Here is an 11,868-nt window from a genome sequence, read left to right on the forward strand (position 1 = left end):
CCTCGGGCGGGCTCAGGGACTGGGCAGGGCGGGCCCGGCCGCCACCCCCTCGACGGACAGGACCTGGCGGCCTGATCTCAGCCCGGCCCAGCCGCCGGCGACCGGACGGAGCTCGTCGACCTGCTGCGCCCCTGGATACGGAACGACACGGGCGATCTCGACGACATCGCCCGTCACCGGCCCCGCTCGGCGCACCACGGCATCGAGCGCGGCGGGGGCGATCCCGTGCTGCGGCGGGAACGGCGACGTCCACAGATCGGCGGCGGTCACGGCGGGCAGCCGGTCTCCCGCGCCGAGCACCAGCCCCGACCAGGCCAGCCGCCCGCCAGAAGCGGCCACGCCGCGCGTGACCGATGGCGGCACGGACGGCGGAGGCGCCGGCGGCGACGACCGGTAGAGCAGTCGCATCGACCCGGCCGTCTCCCCGGTCTCCGCCGTGATCGTGACCTGGACGCTCCAGCCTTCCTCCAGGGTCTCGCCCAGCGCCCGGGTGGTGAACCGGCTCCCGTCCGGGGCCAGGACCAGCGCGGACAGCCGGACCTGCACGTCCCGCACCTCGACCAGGTGCTGCGGCGGCCGGTCCGGCGGCACGACCCAGTCGGCGACCGAGCACGCCTGCTCGATCAGCACCGAGATCGGCAGCGCGGCACGCCCGTCCACGGTGAACTCGTTCAGGCACGGATGAGAGCCCGGCGTGTGGATCACGCTGCTGCGTAGCCGGCGAGACGGTTCGAACAGCTCGACGGAGCCCAGGAAATGCGCGAGCCCGTGCAACCTGGGCAGATCCGGATGCCCGGTGAAGAGCCGGAAGCCGCGTAGCTGAGTGGGCACCAGCATGCTGCCGACCTGGCCGATGAACATGACCTCCCCGGTGTGGCCGGAGCGCAGCTCGCGGATCCACCGCCGGACTCCCTCGGCCGGATCGATGGTGGACACGTAGCGGACCGCAGCGTCGTAGTTGGCGATGACCCCGAGCCGCTCCCAGGTCGGCCAGCACAACGTCTGCGCGGGCAGCCCGAGCGTGTTGCGCGCCCAGAACCCGAGCCTGGACAGAGCCTCGTTACCCGCCGCGTAGTCGATCTGCCCGATCATGCCGCCCATGCGTCCGGCCAGCGAGCCGACGTTGCAGAACACCTTGAGCGTGTCCCGCCTCCCGGGAGTGTGGAGCACCGCGCGGGTGAGGTTGGCGAAGCCCGTCACCTTCACGTCGACCGTTCGCACCACGTCTTCCGGGGTCTTGTTGTCGAGCCTCGTCGGCACATCGATGCCCGCGTTGTGGACGATCACGCTGGGATCGGGGATGCGGGCGAACAGCGCGTCGACCTGTTCCGGCCGCACGCAGTCGCACGGCTCGTACGTGATGCGCAGGCCGTCCCGCCGGGCCGCTGCCAGGTTCGCGCCGACCTGCCGCAGCTCGGCCTCGCGTTTGAGCGCGGCGCGTACGTCCCGGAGTTCCCTGGCGGTGCGGGCGGATCGCACTCTGGCCCGGCAGTACTCGGAGTAGTCCGCGTCGTCCATGGTCAGCCAGCCGGCGTCGGCCGGAAGCTCGTCGCGGCCGGTCACCACGACCTGGCAGCCGACCTCCTCGGCGAGCCCGCGGGCCAGGGCGAAGCCGACGCCACGGGCGCCCCCCGAGATCAGCACCACGTCGTCGGACCCGAGCTCGACGCGGGGCGGCGGTTCCGGGCTCGGCCGCGCGTTCAAGGCGTGGCGGACTCCCTGCCGGTAGCCGATCTCGAACAGGTCCCAGGCCGCCAGCTCGGCCGTCAGCAGCTCGGCCAGGCGGGCCGGGTCGACGGCGTCGACGTCCAGGACTTTCACCGCGAGGTTGGGCAGCTCGCGGGGCAGGCACTTGGCGAAGCCGGCCCAGATTCCGCCCAGCGGGGAGTCGATCGCCCCGTCGTGGTAACCCATCAGCCCGCCCATGGCGGTGACGGCGATGTAGCAGTACCGGTCGGCGCGGGGGTCGGCTCCCCAGGCACCGTATCTGCGCTGCACCATCCGGGTCGTCCTGGCCAGGGCGTCCCGCCATTCCCCGCCGTCGAACCGGTAGGGGACGCCCACGACGTTCAGGTCGATGATCCCGTCCCAGTCGTCCCGCTCGGGTTCGCGGCCGGGCACGCAGAGGTCCGCGCCGAGCGCGCGCGCCACCTCCGCGGCCAGCTCCGCGTCGGAGCCGATGACCAGCAGCCGCCGCGCCACAGGGGAGGGAGGCGGAAGCGGGTGCGGTACGGGCTCCCAGATCATGCGACGGACCGGCCGGACGAAGGAGGTGGTGTCGAAGGACACCAGGTGCGGGCGGACCGGGGCGGCGGTCGTCACGTCCGCTCCTGCACGACCGCGGGGATCCCGCCGCTGGGGAACAGAGTCACGTAGTGTCCGCTGCGCACCGTGTGCGCACCCGACAGCCGCAGCCGGTAGCGCTGCGACAGGATGGCCACCGCGGTCACCAGCGTGGCCATCGCCAGCCCCTTGCCGATGCACATGCGCCGCCCGCCGCCGAACGGCAGGAAGGCGTACTTGTGCCGCTTGCCCTGGGTGTCGTCGAGGAAACGCCGGGGATCGTAGGCCTCCGGGTCGGACCAGTGCTCCGGTGAGCGGTGCGTGCCGTACACGCTGAGCAGGACCGTCGTCCCCGCCGGCACCGTGCGGCCGGCCAGGCAGTCCGGCTCGACGGCGTCGCGCGGGAACTGCCAGACCGGCGGGTGCAGCCGGAGCGCCTCGTTGATCGCGGCCGTGGTCTGCACCAGTTCGCCCAGCCGGTCGGGTGCGGGCGCCTGGCCCGCGAGCACCTCGTCGACCTCGCGCTCGACGGCGCGGCGGGCCTGCGGGTGCCTGGCCAGTTCGTACATGGTCCAGGCGAGCGCCTGGCCGGTGGTGTCGGAGCCGGCCAGCAGCAGGGTGCGGAGGTTGTCCGACACCTCCGCCTCGGAAAGACCGGCGCCGAGCAGCTGCCCGGCGGCGTCGGAGCCGTACTCGCCGCCGGCGCGGCGCGAGCTGATCACCCGGTGGATGATGCCGTCGAGCACCCGGTCCGCCCACTTCCGGTCGCGGTGATACCGGGTCGGCACGAAGGAGGGGATCATGGCGGGCAAGCCCATGATCGTGCGGGTGAAGATGACCTTGTTGGCGATCGCGGCGGCTCGCGCGTAGTCGGTGCCCGACAGGTCCTGGCTGATCAGCGCCATGCCCAGGACCCTGGCGGCGATGTCCATCAGGTCGGGTGCCACGTCCACGACGTCGCCGGACTTCGCGTGCGCCGTCCAGCGGCGGACGACCTCCTCGGTGGCGCCGACGGCCTCGCGCGCGTTGCTCCGCACGAGTTGCAGGCTGAACGCGGGCTGGACGGCCTTGCGCGGCCCGCGCCACTGGTCGGTGTCGAGCGTCAGCAGGCCGGAGCCCATGACGCCGGAGAATCCGCGGTAGAGCTTGCCCCGTACGTAGTTGTCCGGGTTGGTACGCAGCACCCGCTCGATCGCCTCCGGCTCGGTGACCTGCACGAACGGGATGGGCAGCTTGACCGACACCAGCGAGTCGCGTTCCTGCATGCGCAGGGTGTAGGCCAGCGGGTCCTTGAAGTAGGGGATGGCGTCACCGATCACCGGCAGCCCGGCCGGGCCGTGGGCGACAGGGCAGGTTCCTTGGCGGGTCATGAGCGCTCCTGGCGGTCGAATCGTTCCCTGTCGAGGTATTGGCCGGTCTCCTGGTCCACGTAGCCGACGATGGCGCCCGTGATGTCCTTCACCTGGAGCAGCACCTCGCCGTCGGCGGCCACCGCGATCGCCCGGTTCTCCGGCTCGGGATCCTCCAGGTCGAGGTCGACGGGGGTGACGTAGAGCTCGACCGGTTCGGTCAGCGCGGCGAGCGTCAGGTCGGTGTGGCCGCCGTACAGGTCGATCCGGCGGACCGTGCGCGGGATCGCGACGGGCGTCCAGCGGTCCGCGACGGTGTGGAGGACGGCCACGCGCACCAGACCGTCGAGCGTGACGGAGGGGACCAGCAGGTCGGGAAACCAGCGTCGCAGCGCCGGCGCGTCGAGCGCGAGCCGGCCTCGCCGTCCCAGCGGATGCTCCCGGGTGCCGGTGGTCGACCGGAACACCTCGCGCAGGAGTACGTCCGACCCGGGCGCGTGGTAGGGGTCGCGGAGGGGCCTGCTGCCGTGCTCGTCCCAGTGCGTCCACCTCGGGCCGGGCACGGGAGCGTCGCGCAGCCGTACGGTGACCGAGAAGTGCAGCTTGTCGCGGGCGACGGTCACGCCGTTCGGCGCCACCACGTCGCCCAGCACGCGGACGGCGACCACCGACTCGCGCTCGTCGGTGCGCAGCAGCGTGGCGGTGAGCCGTTTGACCTCGGGCCGGTCCTTCCGGTAGATCCGCAGGAACGACTCCAGCCGCAGGTCCTCGAAGACGACCGGGACCCGGTTCGGCACCAGCGAAACCGCGGCTTGCGCGGCCAGCTCGGGCACGAACGTGCCGGGCAGGGTCGGATAGCCGCGCACCTGGTGAAACTCCAGATAGCCATCCCTGTCCAGGGTGAACGTGCGCTCCGCGACCAGCTCCGTGGCGTTGCGGCGCAGCACCGTGTCGATGTACGGCAGCGCGCGCGCCTCGCCCATGCAGAAGTCCAGGAACTCCGGCCGGATGCCCCTGACGAGCTCCCGTTCCTTGTCGCCCAGGAACACCGTGGCCGGCGCGTCCCGCACGGCGGTCAGCTCGGTGAGGAAATGGTCGACGCCTTCCTCGGTCGGCATCGGGGTGTACGCGTCGATCTCGGCGAGGAAGGCGCGCATCAGCGGGGTGGCGCCGAGCCCGACGTCGCGCCAGAGTGTCCAGCCGATGGTGAACTCGTTCTCCGCGCTCATCGCGGCCATGTTGAGGAAGTCGTTGGCCGCGGCGTAGTCGGTCTCGCCGCGCTGGCCGGTCAGCCCGATGAACGAGCCGAAGTTGCACCAGCGGCGCGGCTCCCGCCCGCGCAGCGCCTCCTTGAGGTTGAGGTACGTATGCACCTTGAGGTCACGCACCGTGCGGAAGTCGCCGACGGACTTCGCGGTGACGTCGGAGGCCCGGTTGGTGCCGGCGACGTTGAGCAGGAGGTCGATGGGGCCGTCCACGGAGTCGACGGCATGCCTGACCGCGTCCGGGTCCCGGAGGTCGCAGCGCAGGTAGCGGACCCGCCCAGGTCCGGACAGCCGCTCCAGCTCGGTGAGCGTGTCCCGGACCTGCCGCTGCTCGCGCAGCCGGTCGAACCTGGCGTTCGCCTCGGCCACGCTGACCCGGTCCGGCCCGTTGAGCTGGGCCCTGATGAACGTGCTGCGCTCGGGCAGTTCCCCGGAGTCGCCGGGCAACCGGGAGCTGCCCAGGATCACGATGCGCGGGCGGTATCGCCCGGCCAGCGCCGTGAGGATCGGCGCGCCGATGCCGCGCGCCCCGCCCGCGGCCACCACCAAGGAGTCCTGGCCCAGCGCCGGCATCCCGTCCGGCATCCCGGCCGGCACCGCCTCGGCGGGGACCGCTCGCGGGGTGAGCCGGCGCCCGCCGACGTGATAGGTGACCGGGAGGAGCTGGCCGGCGCCCAGCTCGGCGCTCACCGTGGCCAGCACCTCCTCCAGCGGCGCCGCCGCATGCACGGTGGCGAGCACGTTCGTGTCGGGCAGCTCCAGCGCCAGGCTCTTGACCAGACCCGTGAACAACCCGGTGACGGGCAGCGGCACCCCCGCCTCGGTGACGCCGCCCACCACGCTCACCACGAACGAGCCGCCCGCCAGGCGTGGCGCGCACTCTTTGGCCGTCATGAACGTGCGCTCGTGCAGCGCGAGCAGCTCGCGGACCGGGTCCGACCAGCGGGCCTCGCGCAGGCTGGGATCGGTGGCGTCGACCAGCACCCGTACGTGCCGGGGTGCCTGGCCGTCCTGGTGGGCCAGCGCGGTGCGGAACGCGGTGGAGTTGGTGAGCACGACGGAGTCCGCCGGGATCGCGGGCGGGGCGGAGCGGATCGGCCGCCGTGGGGCGGGCGCCAGCTCGATCACGTGGCGGTCCAGCAGATTGGCCGCCTTCGGCTGCCTGCTCAGCCGGATCACCCGCGGGCTCGCCTGCCGGTCGGCCCTGAGCTCGACCGCCGTCCGGCTCTGCGCGCCGCTCAGGAAGGCGATCAGCTCGCGCCCGCCCTGCGCGCCCAGGAAGTTCGCGCGGGTCATGCGATGGCCTCCAGCATCTCTTCCACGGTGGACTCCACGGACACCTCGGCGAGCACCGGCAGGCCCTCGGCCAGCGCCAGCGACTTCCTGGTGATCGCGAACAGGAACGTCCCCTCGCCGATCTCCCCGCAGCCCAGCAGGCGGCCCCAGGACGTGAGACTGTTGCCGTTGCTCGCGGCGACCAGGACCGCGTCCACGTCGCCGAAGTCCAGGTAGCACTCGGCCACCTCGAAGGCGTCGGCGAGCGAGGCTCCGCCGCCGTCCACGGCGATGTTGAGCCCACGCAGGTCGAAGTAGCTGCACAGCCGGGCGGGGATGACGTTGGGCATCTCGCCTGGGAAGGAGTCCTCGTCCGGCGCGGCGATCAGTCCGGTCACGCGCTCACGCAGCTCCTGCGCCTTGGGTACGGCCTGGCGGTCGAGCTCGTCGAGGTGGGCGCGGATCGCGTACAGGACCGCGTTCCTGGTGGGCCCGGTGTGGCCCACCACCACCCCGGTGGTACGGCTGTGCCGCCCGCAGAATTCGCGGATCCGGGGGTCCATCCGGTGCATGCACTCGATGATCATGAGCTGGGTGCGGTCGGTCGCCCGGATCGTGGAGGCCGGCAGGCGCAGCCGGGCGAACGGCGGGCTCGGGTAGCCGTCGCCGAAGGAGTTCGGCAGGATGTGCCTGCCCTGCGCCCACTCTGCGACCTGCGTGTTGCTCTCGGCGCCGGGCACGTGCGCCGACCAGCCGACGATCACCATGGGCTCGCCGGTCCTGGCTCCGTAGCCGGCCTTTCCGCGACGGCCCGGCCGGAACTCCTGGATCAGCAGGTGCGCGTTGGTGCCGCCGAAACCGAAGCCGGACACGGCCACGGTGCGCGGCCGGTCCGGCCGCGCCGGCCAGGGCACGGGTCGCTCGGGGATCTCCAGATTGCACGACTCCAGGCCGAAGCTGTCCGGGGCCGCCGAGAAGCGGTGCTGAGCGGGAATGACCTCGTGCCGCAGCCCCAGAAGAGCGTGGATGACCGACACCACCCCGGCCGCCCAGCCCGTGTGGCCGATCAGGGACTTGTTCGAGGTCACCTGGACCGGATGCGTCCCGGCGTAGGCCGCGCGCAGGCTCAGGAACTCGGCCTCGTCGCCCGCCGGGGTTCCGGTGGCGTGCGCGATCACCCAGTCGACCTCGCCGGCTTCCACGCGCGACTTGTCCAGCGCGCGGGCGACGGCCAGCTCCTGGCCCGCGCTGGACGGCGCGTAGATGGCCTTGCCCTTGCCGTCCGCGGACAGGCCGACCCCGGCGACCAGGCCGTACACGGTGTCACCGTCGGCGAGCGCCCTGGACAGCCGCTTCAGCACCACGGCGCCCGCTCCGTCGGAGAACAGCACGCCGTCGGCGGTCCTGTCGAGCGCGCGCACCTCTCCGCTCCTGGACAACCCGTACAGCTTGGAGAACAGCACCGACCCGCTGGGGACCAGCGCGAACGCCCCGCCGCACACGGCGACGTCGGCCCGGCCGGACAACAGGTCACGCAGTCCCAGGTCGATCGCGTACAGCGAGGACGAGCACGCGGTGTCCACCATGAGCAGCCGGGTGTCCGCCGGCAACAGGCCCTCGATGGCGCTGGCACCGATCCGGTGCGGGAACGGCTGCGATCGGGTGGCGTCACCGTGCCACAGCACGGAGTCGGGGACCTCGCCCAGTTCCTCGCGGATGAGCGCTTCCTGCAGGTGCTGGCTGCCGTCGGGGGTGAAACCGAAGCAGGCGGTGTACGTGTCGCCGTCCCGCCTGGCCACGCCCTCCAGCGCCTGGTGCACGCTGTGCCGCAGCCACACCGTGGTGAAGTCGAGCCCGTCGTCCGGCCGCTCGGCGGCCAGCTTGCGGTGCGGCGTGAAACCGGTGATGAAGCCCGAGCGGCGCTGGTAGGTCTTGTCGGCGGCGCCCGGGTCGTCGTCGTGGAAGCCCGCCATCGACCAGCGATCCGGCGGGACGTCGACGAACAGCTCCGCGCCCTCCATGAGCAGCGACCAGAAGCCGTCCGGATCGTTGGCCCCCGGCACGGCCAGCCCCATGCCGACCACCGCGACAGGATCCACGTCGTGATCGGAATACGTCTCCGGCTCTGGCTCAGGCTCCGGTTCCGGCTTCTGCTCCGGGCCTGGTTTCTGCTCCGGGTCTGGGGACGTGGCGCGGCGCTGCAACGACATGCCGCCGTCCGCCACCACGGTCTGCCCGGTGATCCATCCCGCGCCGGGAGAGGCCAGCAGCAGGACCAGGTCGGCCAGGTCGTCCGGGGTGGCCAGCCGCCCCAGCGGGGTGGCCGCCACCAGGTTGGCGCTCACCGACTCGAACCCCGGGAACATGCGGCCGACCGGATTGTCCATGAGCGCGACGGAGGCGGTGTTCACCCGGATGCCGTCCGGGGCGAACTCCGCCGCCAGGTAGCGGGTCAGCGCCTCCAGAGCCGCCTTGGACAGCCCGATCGGCAGGTAGTTGGCCGGGGCGTAAGACGCGCCGAGCGAGGAGACGTTGACGATGCAGCCCGCGCCGGATCGGGCCAGCAGCGGGCGGGCCTCCCTCGCGCACCAGAGCGCGCCCTTGACGTTGACCTCGAACGCCTGGTCCAGGTGCTCCTCCGCGAGCTCGTCCCAGGCGGTGAACGTCCCGCCCGCGGCGTTGTTCACCAGCAGGTCCAGCCGTCCGTGGGTGGCGCTGACCTGGTCGAACATGCGCCGTACCTGATCCGGCTTGGCCACTGACGCCCTGATCACCTCGACGCCGTCGCCCAGCTCGGCCGCGAGGGTCCTGGCCTCGTCGTAGGAGTGGAAGCAGTTGATGATCACCCTGGCGCCGGACTCGGCGAGCGAGCGTACGATGCGCGCGCCCACGCTGCCCGCGCCGCCGGTGACGAGGGCGACGCGGCCCTGGAAGCCCGTCATGTCGTGCCCGCCCTGGCCAGCGAGTCGAGGACGAAGTCCACCACCTGGCCGAACGTCCGGTAATCGGCCATCCGCATGTCGTCAGGCGGCGGGCCCAGCTCGAACAGCACGCCGAGCCTGCCCATCAGCTCCACCCGCTTGACCGAGTCGACGCCGAGGTCGGCCTCCAACTCGGCGCCGTCCTCGAAGACCTCCTCCGGGTACTCCAGCGTGGTGGCGTAGAGATCACGCACCCGTACGGCGACCGTCTCCCTCGACGTGGACCCTGCGGGTGTCTCCGCCGGCGGCGTCGGGGCGGAGGGCGCGCTCGTGTCCTGCGGCGGAACCGGGGCGGGAGACGTGCTCGGCTCCGGTGTCACTGCGGGAGGCGTGCTCGGCTCCGGTGTCACGGCGGCGGGTGCGGGCGGGTACGTCATGGTCGTGCCGGTGTGCCGGACCGTACGTGGCTCGGCGGCGGGAGCCAGGAACTGGCCGGTCTCGCGGAGCGTGTCCAGGTCCGGCAGCAGCGGCGTGTGCACGGAGGCGGACGACTCGATCGAGCGGACCCGGGACGTCAGCGCGCGTCCCGCGCCCACCTCCACCCACACGCCGGCGCCCGAGCGGTGCAGCCGCTCCACGGCGGGTCCGAACCGCACCGGCGTGACGAGGTGGGAGGCGAGCAGTTCGCCGAGGTCGTCGGAATCACGGTAGTAGCGGCCGAGAATAGGGGAGAAGACGGGAATGCGCAGGCCCCTCCGGCCGTATCCGCTGAGCCGGCGGGCGAGCTCCTGCCGCGCCTGGGCGAGCAGCGGGCTGTGGAACGGATGCGGCGAGTGCAGTGTGGTCGACGGCAGCCCGATCGCGGTGGCGATCGTCGCCGTGCGGCGCAGCGCGTCCGCCCGCCCCGCGACCACCGTCTGCGCCGGCCCGTTGTCCACCGCGATCACGGCACCGGAGGTCGCCAGCAGGTCGAGGATCTGCTGGGCCCGGTCGGGCTCGCAGCCCAGCGCCAGCAGCCCGCCGCCGCTGGTGTCGTGCTCGCGCAGCACGGTGATCCGGTGGCAGAGGATCTCCGCGCCCTCGGCGGCGTCCAGCGCGCCACCGGCGACCAGCGCCGCGATTTCGCCGAGACTGTGCCCGACGAGCACGCTGAACCGCGCTCCCTGATCGGAGAGCGCACGAAAGGCGGCGACCGAAGTGGCGAAAACAGCCAGCTGGAGCACGTCCGGCGCCGCTTCGACCAATTGATCGACGGAATCATCGGAAAAGGCCCGGCTCAGGCCTTTTCCGAGAATGCCGTCCGCCACCGTGTCAATGGTTTCGATCACCTTGGCGGTGCCGGGATCATGTGCGCGTAGCCGTGGCAGAGCGCCCGGCAGATAGGCTCCCTGACCCGGGAAAAGACCCACAACAATTTCAACGGAGCTCAGCATTCCGGTCCCCCTCAGAGCACGGTGTCGGCGAAATTCCCATTCCTGGGATTCGCGTTGAATATTCCGCGTGCGAGCTCGATGAAGCCAAGGTAACCGCGCTGCATGCATCGCGGACACCCCTAAAGCAAGTGTGAAGTCAGGGGTGATCGCAAAGCCGTGAAATGGACCTCGGGCCCACGAAGGGCCAACCTGCGGGTTTTGGGGCGGCCCGCACGACTGCGGTGGCCGTCTCCTGGCCGATGGGGCGGATCTTGATGTCGGTCTCGCTCAGCCCGGGGATCTATCACGGGGCAGGGTGGTGGGGGAGGGGTTGTTGTTGATCCTTGAGGAATTGCCAAGGATCACGCGCCAGGCGATCAGCAGATGGACTCCCTCGGGCATCGTGGAACTTTGACACAAAAAGCCAGATGTACGAGACCAAGATCGCTAGGCTGCGACGATGGAACGAGTAACCGACGTGTCCGAGAATGGCGCCGCAGGGCATCCATCCTGGGTTTCGCCCGCAACCCAGCCCGCAGATCCGGACCAGGTGAACGACTACGACGGTTTCGCCGAGGCGTACTCGGCGGAAACCGAGAACAACATCCTGAACGAGTACTGGGCGCGGTACTCGATCCTGGCCCTCGTCGGAGACGTGGCCGGTCGCCGGATCCTGGACGCCGGCTGCGGCTCAGGCCCCCTGTCCGCCGTGCTACGCGACCGCGGTGCCGTCGTCACCGGCATCGACTCCAGCGCCGGGATGCTGGCGTTGGCTCGGCAGCGGCTCGGTGACGACTCGAACCTGCAGGTGGCCGACCTGAGCGACCCCCTGCCGTTCGCCGACGGTGCGTTCGACGACGTGGTCGCGTCGCTGGTGCTGCACTACCTGGAGGACTGGGGGCCGGCACTGGCCGAGATTCGGCGAGTGCTCAGGCCCGGCGGCCGGCTGATCGCGTCGGTGAACCACCCTTTCGTGGAGCACGTGACCCAGAGTCCTCCTCGGCGCAGCTATTTCGCGACCACCAGCTATACCGACGAGTGGACGTTCGACGGGAAGTCCTTCCCGATGACCTTCTGGCGCAGGCCGTTGCACGCGATGACCGACGCCTTCACCGCCGCCGGCTTCCGCCTCGCCGTCATCAGCGAGCCGCAGCCCGACCCGGCCGCCCGTGAGCTGTTCCCGGACGACTTCCAGGACTTCGCGGGCAAGCTTGCCTTCCTGGTCTTCGTCGTCGAGGCACCGCCGTCGGATGCCGGCTCGGACGGCTAGCTGACCACGCCAAAAGAGTGAGCGCGTCCGAGTCGCTGTTGATGACGTACGCGGGGGCCCCATTCGGGGTGAGGGCGACGCCCCGAGGAACTT

General features: G+C 71.4%; 6 protein-coding genes. 1 reads left to right on the forward strand and 5 read right to left on the reverse strand.

What is annotated here, in order from left to right; genetic code table 11:
• Nucleotides 1-12: 12 nt before the first annotated feature.
• Genes ABZX61_RS08035 through ABZX61_RS08055 form a run of 5 tightly spaced genes read right to left on the reverse strand, consistent with a single transcriptional unit; the run spans nucleotide 13 to nucleotide 10,634 of the window.
• Nucleotides 13-2,322 (reverse strand): SDR family NAD(P)-dependent oxidoreductase, encoded by a 2,310-nt coding sequence (locus ABZX61_RS08035; protein WP_355192501.1) that lies wholly within the window; start codon nucleotides 2,320-2,322, stop codon nucleotides 13-15.
• Nucleotides 2,319-3,653: a cytochrome P450 gene (locus ABZX61_RS08040; RefSeq protein WP_355192503.1), complete on the reverse strand. Its 1,335-nt coding sequence runs from the start codon at nucleotides 3,651-3,653 to the stop codon at nucleotides 2,319-2,321. The genes ABZX61_RS08035 and ABZX61_RS08040 overlap by 4 nt, the downstream gene beginning before the upstream one ends.
• Complete coding sequence (locus ABZX61_RS08045; protein WP_355192505.1) at nucleotides 3,650-6,193, reverse strand: SDR family NAD(P)-dependent oxidoreductase; 2,544 nt, start codon at nucleotides 6,191-6,193, stop codon at nucleotides 3,650-3,652. The genes ABZX61_RS08040 and ABZX61_RS08045 overlap by 4 nt, the downstream gene beginning before the upstream one ends.
• Nucleotides 6,190-9,114, reverse strand: coding sequence for an SDR family oxidoreductase (locus ABZX61_RS08050; RefSeq protein WP_355192507.1), 2,925 nt, complete (start codon nucleotides 9,112-9,114; stop codon nucleotides 6,190-6,192). The genes ABZX61_RS08045 and ABZX61_RS08050 overlap by 4 nt, the downstream gene beginning before the upstream one ends.
• On the reverse strand, nucleotides 9,111-10,634 hold the full coding sequence (locus tag ABZX61_RS08055; RefSeq protein ID WP_355192509.1) for an acyltransferase domain-containing protein: 1,524 nt from the start codon (nucleotides 10,632-10,634) through the stop codon (nucleotides 9,111-9,113). Before ABZX61_RS08055 ends, ABZX61_RS08050 begins: the two co-directional genes overlap by 4 nt.
• Before the next feature lie 421 nt (nucleotides 10,635-11,055).
• On the opposite strand from ABZX61_RS08055, the gene ABZX61_RS08060 reads away from it, so the two are divergent.
• Complete coding sequence (locus tag ABZX61_RS08060) at nucleotides 11,056-11,775, forward strand: class I SAM-dependent methyltransferase (protein ID WP_355192511.1); 720 nt, start codon at nucleotides 11,056-11,058, stop codon at nucleotides 11,773-11,775.
• Nucleotides 11,776-11,868 lie beyond the last annotated feature (93 nt).

Source organism: Nonomuraea sp. NPDC003709, from assembly GCF_040610775.1.
GTDB classification, from domain to species: Bacteria; Actinomycetota; Actinomycetes; order Streptosporangiales; family Streptosporangiaceae; genus Nonomuraea; species Nonomuraea angiospora_A.